The sequence below is a fragment of the Pseudomonas sp. FP453 genome, from assembly GCF_030687495.1.
GTDB lineage: Bacteria > Pseudomonadota > Gammaproteobacteria > Pseudomonadales > Pseudomonadaceae > Aquipseudomonas.
In genome coordinates this window covers 3,113,374-3,130,424 of the sequence record NZ_CP117435.1, presented here as the reverse complement: position 1 = coordinate 3,130,424, position 17,051 = coordinate 3,113,374, and the positions used below count along the sequence as shown (strand labels likewise).

The following is a 17,051-nucleotide window of genomic DNA, read 5'->3' as shown; positions in this document are numbered from 1 at the left end:
GCTTGCCCTACCTAGCCGTTCGGTCAGTAGGCGCCGTCAGAATAGTTACCTGACGCCTAACCCTACCTTTCACGACAAGCAGCGGCTGTGAACACGCTGCGCCACTTCGATAAACGCCAGGGTCGCCGGTGATGACTGACGCCGGTCCAGTACCGCCAGCCCGATGGGGCGGACGATTGCCGGGGCCAGAGGGCGGGACACGTAGCGTGGGTCCGCCAGTTCAGGCAACGACCCCTCGGCCACCAGACTCACACCGTCGCCCCGGCTCACCGCTTCAAGGGTACTCAACAACTGAGCACAGCGAAAACGCACTTTCGGCACCAGCCGTGCGTTGTTGAACACCCGAACCACCAGTTCGGCCGAGCCGGCTTCGGTCAGGATAAAAGGGTCGTCGCACAACGCGTCCAGGGCAATGGCCGGGCGAGATGCCAGCGGATGATCGGCAGGCAACAGCGCCACCAACTGATCCTCGAACAGCGCAAACGTGTCGAAACGCTCCTGCTCCAGCACCACAAACCCGACGTCGATGCGCCGCTCGTCCAGCCATTGCATCACCTGGCGATCCGGGCCCTCATCGATATGCACCTCGATCCCCGGATACGCCAGGCGAAAACGTGCCAGGACCGGTGGCAGCAACCGATTGGACGACGTGGGCCCGAAGGAGCCGATGCGCAACGTGCCGCGTTTCATCCCGCGGGCATCGGCGGCCTCCTGTTGCAGGGCGTTGGCCAGGCCTAGTATGGCCCGGGCGCGCAGCAGCAGTTGCTGGCCGATGTCACTGAGTTCTACCTGGGACTGGTGACGGCGGAACACTTCCACCCCCCATTCCTGTTCCAGCGCCTTGATGGCGTGGGAGACCGCCGATTGGCCGATCCCCAGGCGATGGGCCGCACTGGTAAAACCTTGCAACTCGGCCACCAGGGAAAAGATTTCAAGTTGGGTCAGGGTCATGAGCAATTACTCATTTTACGATGATTTGGTATTAGTCGAAGAATACGCCAGTCCCCCATCACCCGAGCATTTATTGATGAAATTGTCCGCAGACCGCCGCACCTATTGGAAGCTCGCGGCCGTGACGATGATCTGGGGCGGCACTTTTGTCGCCGGTCGTTAGCTGGCGGCGAGTGTCGATCCGCTGCTGGCGGCCAGCCTGCGCTTTGTCGCGGCCAGCCTGGCGTTGGTGTTGTTCATGGGTTTTGCGCGCATCCCCCTGGTGTGCCCGACCCCGGCGCAACTGTTGCGGCTGGCGTTGTTGGGCTTCTGTGGGATCTATGGCTACAACCTGTGTTTTTTCTATGGCTTGCAGTCCATCAATGCGTCGCGGGCGTCGCTGATTGTCGCGTTGAATCCCGCCGTGATCGGGCTGGCATCCTGGCTGCTGTTCAAGGAGCGTTTCAGCCGGGCCAAGTGGCTGGGCATTGCTCTGTGCCTGGGCGGCGCTGCGACTGTGATCGTCAGTCGCAACCCGCAATTGCTGCAAGGCAGCGCGCAGGCCTGGCGGGGTGATCTGTTGATTTTCGGCTGCGTGGTGGGGTGGGGCGTGTACTCGCTGTTTTCACGAGGGCTGAACCACAGCCTGGGGCCTCTGCAGACAGTGACGTGGTCGATTCTGCTGGGCACGGCCATGCTGGTGTTCACCACGCTGGCCACGGGGCGCTTGACCGTGGAAGGGCTCAGTGCGATTCATTCGCCCCAGGTGTTCAGCCTGCTGTACCTCGGTGTGCTGGGCTCGGCCCTGGCGTATATCGGTTACTACGATGGGCTGCGTCGTATCGGTGCCACCCGCGCCGGCGTGTTCATCGCACTGAACCCGCTGACCGCAGTGGTCTGCGGTGCGTTGTTGCTGGGTGAGCCGCTGACCTGGCCGATGCTCGGCGGCGGTGCGGTGATCCTGCTCGGTATCTACCTGTGCAATAAACCCCTTGCGCAGGCCAGGCCGATGGGGATTTGATAAGAGTACGGACAAATACGGTTACGCTGTGTAGAATCGATTTACGCATACAAGAATATGGACTTGCGCTCACGCAAGCCTCGGCCGTCAGAGACTGATGCAATCATGAAGCTACTGGGCTCCCCCCTCATCTTTGGTGACTTCCTCGCCCGCACTGTGCGAGGCCTTTCCTGTGCGCCGCCATCCGACCTCATCCTTGCTCGCAATTAACCCTGTGTTTATTACAAGAATGATGAGGTGCCACCGTGGCAGATCTATACGAAAACCCAATGGGCCTGATGGGCTTTGAATTCATCGAGTTCGCCTCGCCGACGCCAGGTACCCTGGAGCCGATCTTCGAGATCATGGGCTTCACCAAAGTCGCGACCCACCGTTCCAAGAACGTCCACCTGTTCCGCCAGGGCGAGATCAACCTGATCCTCAACAACGAACCCAACAGCATCGCCTCCTACTTTGCGGCCGAGCATGGCCCATCGGTGTGCGGCATGGCGTTCCGCGTCAAGGACTCGCAACAGGCCTACAACCGCGCGCTCGAGCTGGGCGCCCAGCCGATCCATATCGAAACCGGGCCGATGGAACTGAACCTGCCCGCCATCAAGGGCATCGGCGGCGCGCCGCTGTACCTGATCGACCGTTTCGGCGAAGGCAGCTCGATCTATGACATCGACTTCGTGTTCATCGAAGGCGTGGACCGCAACCCGCAAGGCGCCGGCCTCAAGGTCATCGACCACCTGACCCACAACGTGTACCGCGGGCGCATGGCCTACTGGGCCAACTTCTACGAAAAACTGTTCAACTTCCGTGAAGCGCGCTACTTCGACATCAAGGGCGAATACACCGGCCTGACCTCCAAGGCCATGAGCGCGCCGGACGGCATGATCCGCATCCCGCTCAACGAAGAATCGTCCAAGGGCGCGGGCCAGATCGAAGAGTTCCTGATGCAGTTCAACGGGGAGGGCATCCAGCACGTGGCGTTCCTCACCGAAGACCTGGTCAAGACCTGGGACGCGCTGAAGAAGATCGGCATGCGCTTCATGACCGCGCCGCCAGACACTTACTACGAAATGCTCGAAGGCCGCCTGCCAGACCACGGCGAGCCGGTTGACCAGCTGCAGGCACGCGGCATCTTGCTGGACGGTTCGTCCATCGAAGGTGACAAGCGCCTGCTGTTGCAGATCTTCTCGGAAACCCTCATGGGCCCGGTGTTCTTCGAATTCATCCAGCGCAAGGGCGACGATGGGTTTGGCGAGGGCAACTTCAAGGCGTTGTTCGAGTCCATCGAGCGTGACCAGGTGCGTCGTGGTGTGTTGACGGCTGACTGACGGTTTTCAACGATGAAAAAGCCCGGTAGAGGACACCCTCTGCCGGGCTTTCTGCTTTCCGGGATGGAACGGTGGCGAGATTGCTGATCACAAAGATGGCAGGGCAGCAGGAATCAACCTGCCCCGCTGACAAGAGATCTTCGTTATGAACACAATCACCTCCGCACCAACCTCTTCGTTTGGCCCACAAGTGCACAGTGAGCCCATCCGCCCAAAAGGCACTATCGTGTTTACCAAGGGTTGGCAGTCCGCCAACAACGCGCGCAATACATTCATGGACACGATTCAATCGGAATTTCGGGATGGCACTTTGAGTGCCAAAGGGCGAGAACTGGCCGATGGGTCATTGACGCGCAACGCTCAAGGCACGCCTGGCATGCAGGTTTCGACTTTTGCGGTGGACGGTTTGCAGGCCAAAGACATCGCGGTGATCAAGCGCGTACCACCCAGCGCCGAAGGTACGAACTTCTTATTGTATGTACCCGAGGAACCAGGGCCATCCTTTCACGAATTCAACACGCGTGAAGAGATGACCGCCTGGGTCAAGGAACAAGCCGATGATCCCGAGAAGCAGGAAAAGTTTGCAGCCCATTTCGCGCAGCAGAGCAGACCCAGGGTCAAGGAGACCCTGGCTCAGTTTGCAGCTAACGATATCAACGCCGTGGTCGGAAGCTACGGATATGAAAAAGGCGACATTTTCACCCGCTTGAATAAAGACATCACCGTGCCGCCTGTGCCCGTCAGGGGGGTGCGCAATACATCTCTCAAGGCGTTCGACGAGCGGGGGCAGCCAACCTACAAAGGGTATTTGAAGGATGGGACAGAAGTGGTCTACAAGTACGACCCGTGCGGAAACCTGCTTGGAAGCAGCGGCAAAAACAGGTTTTATTTTGTACGAAACGGGCTGAACAACAGTGATGCTCCACTCGTGCCGATGACGCTGAAACAGTGGGTCCGCCGGATCCAAGGTCAATCTATGGACAATGTCGGGGCCAATAATCTGGCGGGGATGTTTCACGAGTTCATCAGGCAGCTACGAAACCCCGGGGAAGGGCTGGCAACCGCATTGATCGTGTTCGGCGTGCCTTCGGACATTGCCCACTCCATTGAAGAAATCGTCAAGAATCCGGCCAAAGGCACGTTACTGCAATTGAACCATGACAACCGACTGGGCAAGCTTTTTGGCGTAGGCAAGGAAGCGATGGACAAGTGGCTTGAAAAGGTCGGCGGTGAAATCCAAAGCCGGATCCCCCGGTACGGTACTGTCAGGGACAATCTGGACACATTCGCAGACATCCTGGAAAAACATGGCCCACCTGCCCCTGACACCGATACCAAAGTGACTGAGTAAACCTGTAAAAGGGGTACGGACGCCCCGTTTCAACGCCCATCAAGTCCTGCGCTGACGCACCAGATGCTTGAAACCCTCATACACCAACACCATCACCGCCAGCCAGATCGGGATATAGGTCAGCCATTCGCCAGCTTTGATCCCTTCACCCAACAACAGTGCCACCCCCAGCAACAGCACCGGTTCGACATAACTGAGCAAGCCGAACAAGCTGAACGCCAGCAAACGACTGGCAATGATGTAGCTCACCAGCGCCGACGCACTGATAACCCCCAGCGTTGGAATCAAGGCATACAGCTTGGGATGGGTATCCAGCACGGCAAACCCCTGCTCGCCGCTTTGCACAAACCACCACGCCACCGGCAACATCAGCGCCATGTCCAGCCAGAGCCCGCCCAAGTGGTCCGTCTTGAGGTATTTGCGCACCACGAAATACACCGGGTAACCGATGATCACCACCAGCGTTGCCCAGGAAAAACCACCGGCCTGGTACAACTCGTTCAGCACCCCAAGGCCGGCAAAAAACACCGCCACCTGTTGCAGGCGTGACAGTCGCTCACCCCATACCAGGCGCCCGGTCAGCACCATCGTCAGCGGCAACAGGAAGTACCCCACCGACACATCCAGGCTGCGACCGTTTAGCGGTGCCCACATGAACAACCACAACTGCACCCCCAGCAAGGCTGAAGACACCAGCACGCCCGCAATCAGCTTCGGCGTGGCCGCCAGCACCTGCAGCAGTTCCCACACCCGTCGCCATTCGCCGCTGACAACCATGAACACCGTCATGCACGGCACGGTCAGCAGCATGCGCCAGCCGAAAATTTCCAGGCCGCTCAAGGGCGTGAGCAGTGATGTGAAGTAATACATCACGGCAAACAACACCGAGGCCAAAACCGATAACACCACACCTTTAGACACGCAGTCCTCGCGAAAACCGATTGATACAAGAGAGGAGGGGATTATGGAGCTTTTGGCGTGAGAGGGTTGCGCTGTTTTGGGGCGCTTTTCAGGAAAATTTCTCACGCCGCCCTGTTGCTGTGGCAAGGAGGTGGTCGTGGCGAGGGAGCTTGCTCCCGCTGGAGTGCGCAGCGCTCCCAAGATTCAGGGGCCGCTACGCAGCCCGGCGGGAGCAAGCTCCCTCGCCACGGTGGGTCGGGTTATGGGCGGGCGGTGCGGCCCGAAACGAAATGGCTGACATCATTGAACCCCGGTGTAGACGAATGCCCCGGTGTGACCAACGTATCAATGAAGGCTTCATCCTCAGCCGTGATCTGCACATCCAGCGCACCGGTGTAGGCATCCCACTGCGCCTCGGTGCGCGGCCCGACAATCGCCGAACTCACCGCCGCGTTGTTCAGCACCCAGGCAATCGCAAATTCGACAATCCCCACGCCGCGCGCCTGGGTGTACGCCTGGATTTGCTGGGCAATGCGCAGTGACTCCACGCGCCACTCGGTTTCGAGGATGCGTTTGTCCTGGCGCGCGGCTCGGCTGCCGGCCTCGGGCGTGACATCCGGCGCATATTTGCCACTGAGCACACCCCTGGCCAACGGGCTGTAAGGCACCACGCCCAAACCGTAGGCCGCCGCCGCCGTGATCTGCTCGACCTCGGCCTGACGGTTGACGATGTTGTACAGCGGCTGGCTGATCACCGGTTTGTCGACCCCCAGGCGCTCGGCCACGCGAATCACTTCGGCGATGCGCCAGCCACGGTAGTTGGACAGCCCCCAATAGCGGATCTTGCCCTGGCGGATCAGATCGCCAATCGCCGACACCGTGACGTCCAGCGGCGTGTCGTGGTCTTCGCGGTGCAGGTAGTAGATGTCCAGGTAGTCCGTGTCGAGACGGGTGAGGCTGGCCTCCAGCGCATTGAAAATACGCTTGCGGCTCAAACCGCTGCGGTTGGGCAGGCCATCCGCCGGGCCAAAGCCGACTTTGGACGCCACCACCCAATCCTGGCGATGGCGGGCAATGGCTTCGCCCACCAGTTCCTCGGAGCGCCCAGCGGTGTAGACGTCCGCGGTGTCGATAAAATTGATGCCCTGGTCCCAGGCCTTGCCGATGATGCGCAGCGAGTCCTCGGTGCTGGTCTGTTCGCCAAACATCATGGTGCCCAGGGTCAAGGCACTGACCTTCAACCCGGACTGGCCCAACGTGCGATAAATCATGGATAACTCCTCCTGGTCGTCAAACGTGAGTCATGCAATACCAGACTCAAGCGCTCTGGAACAAGCCCTGCACGCGTTTCTTCATGCGCTCAGCAAGGCCTGGCAGCGTTCCTGTAAAAACCGCTGCAACACTTTCACACGCTCCGACACCTGTAGCCGATGGGGGCACATCAGGTTGAAGGGCGCCGGTTCTCCCTGCCAGTCCGCGAACAACGGCACCAGCCGGCCAGCGGCGATATCGCCGACCACATCCAGCTGGGCCTTGTAGGCAATGCCGTGCCCGGCCAGGGCCCAGCGGCGCACGACCTCACCGTCGTCGCTGAGAAAATCCCCGCTCACCTCGACCTCCTGCACCTGCGTGCCCCGCTGAAAGCGCCAGGACTTGCTCACCTGGCCCTGGCGCATGTAGCGCAGCGCGCTGTACCGGGCCAGGTCCATGGGCTCAAGCGGCGTGCCGTGTCGTGCAAGGTAAGCCGGGCTGGCGCAGGCGACGCGACAGTGCTCGGTGGCGATGGGCAGCGCCACCAGGCTGGAGTCCTGGGGCACGCCAAAACGCAGGGCGATGTCCACGGTTTCGCGGAACAGGTCGGCGTTGCTGTCGTTGAGCAGCAATTGCAGGCGGATATGCGGGTGCTCGGCCTTGAACGCATCCAGCCAGCCCAGCAGCACATTGCGTCCGAAATCCGACGGCGCCGCCAGTTGCAGCAAGCCGCTCAAGCCCTGGCTTTGTTGCTTGAGCGCCAGCTCACCTTCGGCCAAGGCCGCCAACGCCACGCGCACGCTGTCGAGGTAGCGCCGGCCTTCTTCGGTCAGGCGCATGCTGCGCGTGGAGCGGGCCAACAGGCGCATGCCCAAGCGGGTTTCCAGGCGTTTCAAGGCAATGCTGGCCGCCGCCGGGGTGAGGCCAAGGCCGCGGGCGGCGGCAGACAGGCTGCCCGAATCCGCGGTGCGCACGAAGACTTCAAGGTCGAGAATCGAGCTCACTTGTAAAATTCCTTTAAAGATCTTGTCGTTTTACCGGGATTTTTCGCCGATTGCCAAGTTGGGAAGATGAACGCTCACTTTTCAACCAGGATATTTCTCCATGACTTCTTCCCTCAACGGCAAAACCGTCATCGTCATCGGCGGCAGCAGCGGCATTGGTGCCGCCGTGGCCAAGGCGGCTGCGGCTCGGGGTGCACAGGTGGTATTGGCCGGGCGGCGCCTGACGTCCGGTGGCGAAAACGGCCTGCGCAGCGAGCCGGTAGACGTCACCGACGCCGCTTCGCTGCAACGCCTGTTCGCCAGCGTCGGGCGCTTTGATCATCTGGTCTACACCTCGGGCCCGAGTGTGCGCGCAAAAAACCTGGCCGAGACCGACCTGGACGAAGCCCAGGACAACTTCAACGTGAAACTCTGGGGCGCGTTGCGGGCGATCCAACTGGCGCTGCCTCACCTCGACGCACACGGCAGTATCAGCCTGACCTCGGGGCAACTGGGCCGCAAGCTCGTACCGGGACAGTTCATCAAGGTCGGTATCAACGCCGCCACCGAAGCACTGGGCAAGCAATTGGCCAAGGAGCTGGCACCGCGTCGGGTTAATGTGATCAGCCCGGGGGTGATCGATACGCCGGCGTATGCGGGGTTGGCTGAGGAGCAGCGGCTGGCGATGTTCGCCAAGGCGGGCGGCGCGTTGCCGGTTGGGCGGGTCGGGCGGGCAGAGGAAGTGGCGGCAGGTTATGTGCTGGCCATGGAGAATGGCTTCATGACCGGCGCCGTCATCGACATCGACGGCGGCGGCCTGCTGTAACTGTGGGAGCTGGCTTGTGTGGGAGCTGGCTTGCCTGCGATAGCGGTGTTGAATTCACCAGAGCTATCGCAGGCAAGCCAGCTCCCACATTGACCGCATCAGGCCTTGAGGGTGCGGGTCATTCGGAGCGCCAGCACACTGCCGGCAACGATCACCGCTGCCAGCAAGTACAACGCCAAATCCGTAGACCCCGTCGCATCCTTCACAAACCCGACGATATACGGGCTGAGGAACCCCGCCATCTGCCCCATCGAATTGATCAACGCCAAGCCACCGGCCGCCGCGCCTGCGCTAAGCATCGCGGTGGGCACCGGCCAGAACATCGGCAGGCCGGTCAGGGCGCCCATCGTCGCGATGGTCAGGCCCAGAATGGCAATGGCCGGTGTAGTGGCGAAATTCACCGCGATCAACAGGCCCACGGCGCCCATCAGCATCGGCACCACCAAGTGCCAGCGCCGCTCCTTGCGCAAGTCCGCCGAGCGGCCCACCAGCAACATGAACACCGCCGCCAGCAGGTACGGGATTGCACTCAGCCAGCCGATCACCAGGTTATCGCTGAAACCCATGTTCTTGATGATCGACGGCAGCCAGAAGTTGATCGCGTATACACCGCTCTGGATACAGAAGTAGATCAGGCCGAACGCCCAGATCGCCGGGTTCTTGAACACTTCGGCGAGGGAGTCGGTGGTGGTTTTCGGTTTGTTGGCCAGGTCGGTCGCCTGGTCGGCTTCCAGCACGGCACGCTCGTGGGGCTTGAGCCATTTGGCGTTGGCGAAGCTGTCGCTGAGCAGGAAGTACGCGAGGGCGCCGAGAATGACGGTGGGCACACCTTGCAACAGGAACATCCACTGCCAGCCCGCGAGGCCACCTTGGCCGGCGGCGAAGTGGTTGAGGATCCAGCCGGAGAACGGGCTGCCCAGCAAGCCGGACACCGGGATCGCCGACATGAACAGCGCCATGATCCGCCCACGGCGGAAGGTGGGGAACCACTGCGAGAGGTACAGCACCACACCGGGGAAGAAGCCCGCTTCGGCGGCCCCGGTAAACAGGCGCAAGGTATAGAAATGCGTCGGCGTGGTGACGAACAGCAGGCACGTGGACAACGTCCCCCACACGATCATCATCAGCGCAATCCAGCGCCGTGGGCCGAATTTGGTCAGCGCCAGGTTGCTCGGCACGCCGCACAGCACGTAGCCGATAAAGAAGATCCCGGCCCCCAGGCCGTACACGGTTTCGCTGAACTTCAACGCATCGAGCATCTGCAACTTGGCAAAGCCAACGTTTACCCGGTCGAGGTAATTGAACAGATAGCAGATAAAGATGAAGGGGATCAGGCGCAGGGTGATGCGCTTGTAGATGGCGTTTTTATCGTCATCGGTGGCCAGTACGGCAGTGGCGCTCTGTGACATGGCAGTCTCTCTTTATTATGATTTTTCGCGATGCGAGGGTAACGTTGATCGCCCAAACAGTCTCGGCGACGTGACGGGGTACTGTCTTTGTGCCCACGCACAGTGAAGCACCCTTTGCGCTGTGCCAGTGAACAACCATCTTTCAGGAAGTTAGCCCCATGTTCGAGCTCGATCATGACTTGGCGCAGGATATTGTCGATCGCACCATGGCCATCCTGCCCTATAACGTCAATGTCATGGACAGTCAGGGGCTGATTCTCGGCAGCGGCGAGCCGGAGCGCATCAATACCCGCCACGAAGGCGCGCAACTGGTGCTGGCCAATGGACGCGTGGTGGAGATCGACGGCCAGACCGCCAAGCACCTCAAGGGCGTGCAGCCGGGCATCAACCTGCCGCTGCTGCACGACCAACGCCTGATCGGCGTGCTGGGCATCACCGGTGAGCCGGAAGGGCTGCGCACCTACGCCGAACTGGTGCGCATGACCGCTGAAATGCTTGTCAGCCACCGCCACCAGCAAGTCGAACAACAATGGCGACGCCAGCGTTGTGATGACCTGCTGGCGTTGCTCCTGGCCGAAACCGGTGACTCCCCGCGCCTGGTGGACGAAGCCCGGCAACTGGGGCTCAAGCCACAGCTGGCGCGCACGCCGTACCTGTTTGAACTGGGCCCGGGGCACTCGGCAGAAGCCCTGAATGCCTGGCTCACATCGCGCTACCCAGACAGCTGGTGTGTCAGCTCGGCGCAGTTTTCCCTGCTCTGGTGCCGGCCCGCGGCGGCGCAGGTGGACAACCTGCGGTTGCTGGAAAAGCTCGAAGGCGCAGGCTGGAACATCCTGCGCGTCGCCGTCGGCGGGCAGGCCGATGGCCTGGCCGGCCTGCGCCGTTGCTACCGTCGGGTCGGCGACTTGCTGGCCTACGGTCGCGATGTACTGCCGCACTCACGCCTGCTCACCCTCAACCGCTTTCGCCTGCCGGTGATGCTCTGGCGTCATCGCAACGATGACGCCCTGGACGAGTTGCTCAACCCTCTGCGCAAAGTGCTGGCCAAGGACAGCAACGGCCAATTGCAAGCGACCCTGCGCAGCTGGTGTGAACACGACGGGCAAAGCCAGGCCTGCGCCGACGCCTTGGGCATCCACCGCAACAGCCTGCGCTATCGCATGGAGCGTATCGCCGAACTCAGTGGCGTCGACCCGCTGACCCTGGATGGCATGCTCGCCCTCTATCTCGGCGTGCAACTCTTGCCCCAGGCTTTGTAGGAATGAACAACAAAGCCAAAGCGTACTTGTGCATCTGACCGGCGTCATTGCTGCTGCCAACTGGCAGCATGGGCGTTATAAAAACCGGAGAAAGCCCATGAAAATCATCATCGCCCCCGACTCGTTCAAGGACAGCCTGAGTGCAGAAGGCGTGGCCCAAGCCATTGCGGCAGGCTTGGCCGAGGTTTGGCCGGATGCGCAGTTGGTGCAGTGCCCCATGGCGGACGGTGGTGAAGGCACGGTTGAGTCGGTGCTCGCGGCGTGCAACGGCGAATTGCGCGGCCAAACCGTGCAAGGCCCGCTGGGCGGCACGGTCGAAGCCCATTGGGGTTGGCTGGCCGACAGCCACACGGCAATTATCGAGATGGCCGAAGCCAGCGGCCTGCAACTGGTTGCGCCTGGGCAGCGCGACGCCTGTTCCAGCACCACGTTTGGCACCGGGCAACTGATCCGCGCCGCCCTCGACCTCGGCGCCCAGCGCATCATCCTGGCGATTGGCGGCAGTGCCACCAACGATGGCGGTGCCGGTGCGATGCGAGCGCTCGGCGTGCAGTTGTTCGACGCCGAGGAACACGCCTTGCCACCGGGCGGCCTGGCCTTGTCGCGCCTGGCCCGGATTGATCTTGAACACTTGGACCCGCGCCTGGCCGACGTGCGTTTTGAGATCGCCGCCGACGTCAACAACCCACTCTGCGGCCCGCACGGTGCCTCGGCGATCTTCGGCCCGCAAAAAGGCGCCAACCCCGCGCAAGTGCAACTGCTGGACGCCGCCCTCGGCCACTTCGCCGATCACTGCGCGCGCGCCCTGGGCAAAGACGTGCGCGACGAACCCGGCAGCGGCGCGGCCGGTGGCCTTGGGTTTGCAGCCAAAGCCTTTCTTGGCGCGCAGTTTCGCGCCGGTGTGGAAGTCGTCGCCGACCTGGTTGGCCTGGATGCCGCCGTGCAAGGCGCCGACCTGGTGATTACCGGCGAAGGCCGTTTCGATGCTCAGACCCTGCGCGGCAAAACCCCCTTTGGCGTGGCACGCATCGCGAAGCAGCACGGCGTGCCCGTGATCGTCATCGCTGGGACCCTGGGCGACGGCTATGAGCAGATGTACGCCCACGGCGTGGACGCGGCGTTCGCCTTGCCCTCCGGGCCGATGAGCCTGGAGCAGGCGTGCAGCGAGGCACCGAGGTTGCTGCGCGAGCGGGCGGCGGATATTGCGCGGGTGTGGCGGGTGGCCGCGAGGGGCTGATAGAGGTAACCGTCAGTGCCGTGACAGATCTGTCGATAATTACTATGATCCGTGCTTACTTTGAAGACTGGCCGACCTGGCCAGGCACGTTGGAAGCCGATCATGCAGATCAAGCGTTTTACCCTCGTCAATTTCCGCGGCATCGAGAAGATGGAGCTCGATTTCGAGGGTAAGCAGACTGTCGCTTTGGTGGGCGTCAATGGGGTGGGCAAGTCTTCGATTCTGGATGCGTTGGCGATTACGTTGTCGAATTTGACTTCACGGGTCGTGGGCAAGGCTTCAAAGTCCAGAGCGTTATCAAAAGATGACATTCGTGCGACCTCTGATTACACAAGGTTAGAAATCACTACGAGCTTGCTAAATCAGCCAGGCACTGAGGATTTGCGCTGGGCAATTGCCTTGAACAAAAAGGCAGGGAAGCACCCAGCAGAGCGTAGCAGCGATCTTTTGGCGTTGAACTTCAAGGCTGACGAACTTGAGTATGGAATCCGGCATTACGAATCAGGATTTGATATCGGCATAGCACTGCCTCTAGCGGTTTACTACGATGTACACCGTGCTGTGTTGGATGTCCCTCTACGCGTTCGCGAAAATCTGGTGAATGCCATTGCAGAGGGCTATGACGAAGCACTTGGCCATGGCGGTGCAGACTTCAAGCGATTCTTCATATGGTTCCGAAATCAAGAAGACCTCGAAAACGAAAACCGCCGGGATACTCCGGGCTATCGAGACCCTGAACTGTCCGCTGTGCGCAAAGCAATTGAGACTTTTACCGGATTCAGAGATGTTCGGGTGCGTCGTAAACCCGCATTGAGAATGACCATTCTAAAGGGCGAGCTTGAATTCAACGTCTTGCAGCTTTCGGACGGTGAAAAGTGCCTGCTGGCAATGGTCGGTGATCTGGCGCGCAGGCTCACATTACTTAATCGTGGAGTACCTGACCCGCTGAAAGGAAAGGGCGTTGTCCTCATCGACGAACTCGACCTCCACCTCCACCCAGGCTGGCAACGCACCGTTGTCGCCAACCTGGAAAAAACCTTCCCCAACTGCCAATTCATCATCACCACCCATTCCCCACAGATCCTGGGTGAACTGCCAGCCGAGTCCATCATTCTTTTGAAAGATGGTCAGTATCTAGGCCATCCAGAACGCTCGCTGGGCCTGCGCAGCGGCGAAGTGATCGAAGAGCTGATGGGCGGGTATGCCCAAAACCAAGACGTCAGCCTGCAACTCAGAAAAATCTATCGCGACCTGGACGACGATGATCTTGAATCCGCCCAAGCCAACCTCGTGCAATTGCGGGAGCGGGTCGGGAAAATCCCTGATGTCTTGGAGGCCCAAGCCAGCATCGACTCTTTGAGGTTACTGGAAGAGGGCGAGGCGTGAGGTCGATCAAAAAGGGAGCCGAGCCACGCGCCTTGATTGAATGGCGCAGGGAAAACCGCGATACGCCGCAAAACCTGTATTACGGTAAGGGCAGCAGCTTTCCAAGTGAAGAGGTGCGTCAGGCGCTCTTGAAGGAGCAGTTTCATTTATGTGCCTATACCCTGCGCCGATTACCGACAACGGCTGAATGTCGGGCAAAGGATCGGGGCACGCAACTCAGTTGCCACATTGAGCATGTCCTTCCACAAAAACACCACAAGCCCGAAAGCATTGCCTACACCAACCTTGTCGCGTGCTACCCCTCCAGCCAAGCCAAGGTCGCATGCGGTTATGGCGCCGTGGAAAAAGATGACTACGATTCAGCCAAGCAGCCGTTCGTTTCTCCGCTGACCGCCAATGTCGAACGCTTTTTTCGATACTTCAGCGACGGCCGTGTGGAAGGGTTGACCCCCGAAGCCATTGCGACTGTCGAAGTGCTCAAACTCAATCACCCAACACTGGTCAACGATCGTGCGGCCGTCATCAAAGGCCGACTGAAACCCCGCGGCACGCCCATCTCTGCCGCTACCGCCCGACGTCTGGCTAATGAAGTCGACACGCCAGACGCCCAGCACTGCCTCCCCGAATACTGCCAGGCACTCAAGCAAGGGGCAGAACGTCATGCGCAGCAACTGGAAAAGCGTGCTGCGCGCGTACGCGGCCAAGCCCGACCGTAACGGCTACCCTCAAAAACCACAGACATGGGACAATCCGCGCCATTTTTCGACACGGAGAGTCCCCATGCTGCGCCCCGCATACCTGGCCCTATTGCTTTCCAGCGCCACCTCCCAAGCCTTCGCTCAACCCCCCGCTGAAACCGTGCCATTGCTGCGTGAAATCAAGCAGTGGGTTGTCGGTTGCGACAACCTGCGCAATTGCCATGCCCTCAGCGCCCCCAGTGGCGTGGATGAAGAGGACTACAGCTCGCTGACCCTGCATATCTGGCACCAAGCGGGTCCCGAGGGTTTTCTGCGCTTGCGCTTCGATCACCGTGGCGAAGGCGTAGACCTTTCTACTTTGCAGCTGGACGGTCAGCCTCTAGGGCTGGAGCTGACGCGCGATTTGCAGCTTGAGTTGGACGATCAAGGCAATGACCCCGAAGCGCAGTCCTTCGCGGTGATCGACGAGGCGGCGGCACGGCGCTGGTTACAGCGGCTGCGTAATGGCCAGCGCTTACAGTTGCCAGGCGATGAACAGGCGCACGTTTCACTGAGCGGGCTAAGTGCGTCGTTGCTGTTGATGGATGCCGTGCAGGGGCGGGTCGATAACGTCACCGCGCTCGCCCGACCGGGCAAGGGCGCCGCTAGTGAAGTGCCGCCGCGTTTGCCGACACCGCTATTGCGTAAGTTCACCCAGGCACCGCCGCTGACCGCACAAGAACTGGCCGGGCTGGTAGCCGCCGCCTTGAGGGCAGTCACTCCGGAAGAGGGTGAGCCCGAGGCCAACGCTGGCGCCCTGACGGCGGAGCAGGCGATGACAGTGGTGCGTCATGACTGTGCGGCCTACAACTGCGAGTACGCCGTCAGCAGCCGGCAGCGGCAAGCGCCCTACACCGAAACCCTGCTTGACCTCGAACCGTTGCCCATGGACGGCGCAGCGCTACAAGGCTCGGCCGGGTATGACGAAGCCACCGGCACCCTGAGTTATTTCTATAAGCAGCGTGGGATTGGTGATTGTGGCGCTGGCGGCGTCTGGGTATTCGACGGCAGGTCGTTCCGGCTCAGTGAGTTCCACATGATGCCGCGCTGCACGGGCGTTTTCTACGGGGATTGGCCGTCGTTGTGGTCCACGGTTCCGGCCCCCTAGCCATCGGGCAGGCGCGGCCTCTACACTGGTCGGCCACGTGTCTTTCAAAGGATGAAACACCATGCACACGCCTGAAGCCCATATCGTCATCCAGCGCTTTACCGAGGCCCATCTTGAGGGCGTCGCCGCGCTCTATAACGAACCGGCGGTGTGCCGACAGGTGCTGCAGATGCCTTTCCAGTCGGTGCAGGCGTGGCGCAACAAGCTGGAGCTGGACAACGAGCGGCGCCTGCAACTGGTGGCGGTGCATGGCGGCGAGGTGATCGGCCAACTGGGCCTGGAACAGCTGCTGCGCGTGCGTCGCAGCCATGTCGGCTCGTTCGGCATGGGCGTGGCGCCGGCCTGGCAGGGCAAGGGTGTGGGCTCGCGCCTGCTGGCGGCCGCGCTGGACGTGGCCGACAACTGGATGAACCTGCGCCGCGTGGAACTGACGGTGTACGCCGACAACGAAGCCGCGCAGCAGCTGTATCGCAAATTCGGCTTCGAGGTTGAAGGCCGCATGCGCGATTTCGCCCTGCGCGACGGCGTGTTCGTCGATACCGTGAGCATGGCGCGCCTGCGCCAATCGGCTTAGTCCTGCAACGCAAACGCCACCGCAGCCTGCGCATGCAGCTCGGTGGTGTCCAACAGCGGCAGGTCGCTGTGCTCTGGTTTGATCAGCAGGCCGATTTCCGTACAACCCAGAATGATCGCCTGGGCGCCACGTGCGGCCAGGGACTCGATCACCCGCTGGTAGACCTGGCGCGACGCGTCGCTGATCACGCCGACACACAACTCCTCGTAAATGATCCGGTGCACGGCCTGGCGCTCGTCCGCTTCAGGCACCAACACGGTCATACCATGCCCAGCCAGGCGCGATTTGAGAAAGTCCTGCTCCATGGTGAACGCCGTGCCCAGCAGGCCGACCGTCAACGTACCGGCTGCCACCGCCGCCAACCCGGCGGCATCGGCAATATGCAGGAACGGAATCGACACCGCCGCTTCGATACGCGGCGCCACCAGGTGCATGGTGTTGGTACACAGCACCACACAGTCGGCGCCGCCGGCTTGCAGGCGACGCGCGGCATCTTCGAGGATCAGCGCGGTGTCGTCCCAGCGCCCGGCGTGCTGGGCTTGTTCCACCGGGCCGAAGTCCACGCTGTACATCAACAGTTGCGCCGAGCGCAGCGGGCCCAACTGGTCGCGTACGCGCTGGTTGATGATGCGGTAATACTCGGCGCTGGATTCCCAGCTCATGCCGCCGATCAGGCCGATGGTGCGCATGCGATGCTCCTTACACGGAAAGTCGCATCACCTTACCCATCGGCCGCCGAATAGTCATACGCAGTTGC

At 61.1% G+C, this 17,051-nt stretch carries 15 protein-coding genes and 1 pseudogene; 10 read left to right on the top strand and 6 right to left on the bottom strand.

All coding sequences use genetic code 11. The annotated features are described in order from the left end of the window. Window positions 1-69: 69 nt before the first annotated feature. A complete protein-coding gene (locus tag PSH87_RS13940) occupies window positions 70-951 on the bottom strand; it encodes a LysR family transcriptional regulator (protein ID WP_305434216.1) in 882 nt (293 codons plus the stop codon). A 76-nt stretch (window positions 952-1,027) separates the two neighbouring features. Between PSH87_RS13940 and PSH87_RS13935 the strand changes: the two are divergent. The 3 genes and pseudogenes from PSH87_RS13935 (at window position 1,028) to PSH87_RS13925 (ending at window position 4,624) form a co-directional block, all read left to right on the top strand. Beyond that, window positions 1,028-1,951, top strand: a pseudogene (locus PSH87_RS13935) (DMT family transporter). Between the two features lie 245 nt (window positions 1,952-2,196). Next, entirely contained in the window at window positions 2,197-3,273 is a 1,077-nt protein-coding gene (hppD, locus tag PSH87_RS13930; RefSeq protein WP_305434214.1) for a 4-hydroxyphenylpyruvate dioxygenase, read from the top strand. 145 nt (window positions 3,274-3,418) lie between these two features. Beyond that, a complete protein-coding gene (locus tag PSH87_RS13925; RefSeq protein WP_305434212.1) occupies window positions 3,419-4,624 on the top strand; it encodes a dermonecrotic toxin domain-containing protein in 1,206 nt (401 codons plus the stop codon). 39 nt (window positions 4,625-4,663) lie between these two features. On the opposite strand, the gene rarD is transcribed toward PSH87_RS13925, so the two are convergent. From rarD to PSH87_RS13910, 3 genes are all read right to left on the bottom strand, one after another. After that, entirely contained in the window at window positions 4,664-5,545 is an 882-nt protein-coding gene (gene rarD, locus PSH87_RS13920) for an EamA family transporter RarD (protein WP_305434210.1), read from the bottom strand. A gap of 239 nt (window positions 5,546-5,784) precedes the next feature. Then, entirely contained in the window at window positions 5,785-6,795 is a 1,011-nt protein-coding gene (locus tag PSH87_RS13915) for an aldo/keto reductase (protein WP_305434208.1), read from the bottom strand. Window positions 6,796-6,876: 81 nt separating this feature from the next. After that, window positions 6,877-7,779 (bottom strand): LysR family transcriptional regulator, encoded by a 903-nt coding sequence (locus tag PSH87_RS13910; RefSeq protein ID WP_305434206.1) that lies wholly within the window; start codon window positions 7,777-7,779, stop codon window positions 6,877-6,879. Window positions 7,780-7,879: 100 nt separating this feature from the next. Between PSH87_RS13910 and PSH87_RS13905 the strand changes: the two genes are divergently transcribed. After that, window positions 7,880-8,584: an SDR family oxidoreductase gene (locus PSH87_RS13905; protein ID WP_305434204.1), complete on the top strand. Its 705-nt coding sequence runs from the start codon at window positions 7,880-7,882 to the stop codon at window positions 8,582-8,584. A 98-nt stretch (window positions 8,585-8,682) separates the two neighbouring features. Here PSH87_RS13905 and PSH87_RS13900 read toward each other — a convergent pair whose 3' ends face one another. After that, window positions 8,683-9,993 carry an MFS transporter gene (locus PSH87_RS13900; RefSeq protein ID WP_305434202.1) on the bottom strand — a complete coding sequence of 437 codons (1,311 nt, stop codon included), beginning with the start codon at window positions 9,991-9,993 and terminating at the stop codon, window positions 8,683-8,685. A 158-nt stretch (window positions 9,994-10,151) separates the two neighbouring features. Between PSH87_RS13900 and PSH87_RS13895 the strand changes: the two genes are divergently transcribed. From PSH87_RS13895 to PSH87_RS13870, 6 genes are all read left to right on the top strand, one after another. Beyond that, the gene (locus PSH87_RS13895; protein WP_305434200.1) at window positions 10,152-11,252 is read left to right on the top strand and encodes a sugar diacid recognition domain-containing protein; all 1,101 of its coding nucleotides are present in this window, start codon (window positions 10,152-10,154) and stop codon (window positions 11,250-11,252) included. Window positions 11,253-11,349: 97 nt separating this feature from the next. Then, the gene (locus tag PSH87_RS13890; RefSeq protein ID WP_305434198.1) at window positions 11,350-12,489 is read left to right on the top strand and encodes a glycerate kinase; all 1,140 of its coding nucleotides are present in this window, start codon (window positions 11,350-11,352) and stop codon (window positions 12,487-12,489) included. 102 nt (window positions 12,490-12,591) lie between these two features. Then, entirely contained in the window at window positions 12,592-13,875 is a 1,284-nt protein-coding gene (locus PSH87_RS13885; RefSeq protein WP_305434196.1) for an AAA family ATPase, read from the top strand. Further along, complete coding sequence (locus PSH87_RS13880) at window positions 13,872-14,591, top strand: hypothetical protein (RefSeq protein WP_305434194.1); 720 nt, start codon at window positions 13,872-13,874, stop codon at window positions 14,589-14,591. The genes PSH87_RS13885 and PSH87_RS13880 overlap by 4 nt, the downstream gene beginning before the upstream one ends. 64 nt (window positions 14,592-14,655) lie before the next feature. Continuing rightward, a complete protein-coding gene (locus PSH87_RS13875) occupies window positions 14,656-15,720 on the top strand; it encodes a DUF1176 domain-containing protein (RefSeq protein ID WP_305434192.1) in 1,065 nt (354 codons plus the stop codon). A gap of 61 nt (window positions 15,721-15,781) precedes the next feature. Further along, the gene (locus PSH87_RS13870) at window positions 15,782-16,294 is read left to right on the top strand and encodes a GNAT family N-acetyltransferase (protein ID WP_305434190.1); all 513 of its coding nucleotides are present in this window, start codon (window positions 15,782-15,784) and stop codon (window positions 16,292-16,294) included. Here the strand turns inward: PSH87_RS13870 and PSH87_RS13865 are convergent. After that, on the bottom strand, window positions 16,291-16,983 hold the full coding sequence (locus tag PSH87_RS13865) for an aspartate/glutamate racemase family protein (protein ID WP_305434189.1): 693 nt from the start codon (window positions 16,981-16,983) through the stop codon (window positions 16,291-16,293). The two genes, PSH87_RS13870 and PSH87_RS13865, sit on opposite strands and share 4 nt — an antisense overlap. Window positions 16,984-17,051 lie beyond the last annotated feature (68 nt).

Excerpts from the sequence above, each read along its gene's own strand:
- PSH87_RS13890 (WP_305434198.1), top strand. The coding sequence starts at position 11,350 with ATGAAAATCATCATCGCCCCCGACTCGTTCAAGGACAGCCTGAGTGCA.
- PSH87_RS13895 (WP_305434200.1), top strand. The coding sequence starts at position 10,152 with ATGTTCGAGCTCGATCATGACTTGGCGCAGGATATTGTCGATCGCACC.
- PSH87_RS13905 (WP_305434204.1), top strand. The coding sequence starts at position 7,880 with ATGACTTCTTCCCTCAACGGCAAAACCGTCATCGTCATCGGCGGCAGC.
- PSH87_RS13875 (WP_305434192.1), top strand. The coding sequence starts at position 14,656 with ATGCTGCGCCCCGCATACCTGGCCCTATTGCTTTCCAGCGCCACCTCC.
- PSH87_RS13940 (WP_305434216.1), bottom strand. The coding sequence starts at position 951 with ATGACCCTGACCCAACTTGAAATCTTTTCCCTGGTGGCCGAGTTGCAA.
- PSH87_RS13885 (WP_305434196.1), top strand. The coding sequence starts at position 12,592 with ATGCAGATCAAGCGTTTTACCCTCGTCAATTTCCGCGGCATCGAGAAG.
- PSH87_RS13915 (WP_305434208.1), bottom strand. The coding sequence starts at position 6,795 with ATGATTTATCGCACGTTGGGCCAGTCCGGGTTGAAGGTCAGTGCCTTG.
- PSH87_RS13870 (WP_305434190.1), top strand. The coding sequence starts at position 15,782 with ATGCACACGCCTGAAGCCCATATCGTCATCCAGCGCTTTACCGAGGCC.
- PSH87_RS13925 (WP_305434212.1), top strand. The coding sequence starts at position 3,419 with ATGAACACAATCACCTCCGCACCAACCTCTTCGTTTGGCCCACAAGTG.
- PSH87_RS13865 (WP_305434189.1), bottom strand. The coding sequence starts at position 16,983 with ATGCGCACCATCGGCCTGATCGGCGGCATGAGCTGGGAATCCAGCGCC.
- PSH87_RS13900 (WP_305434202.1), bottom strand. The coding sequence starts at position 9,993 with ATGTCACAGAGCGCCACTGCCGTACTGGCCACCGATGACGATAAAAAC.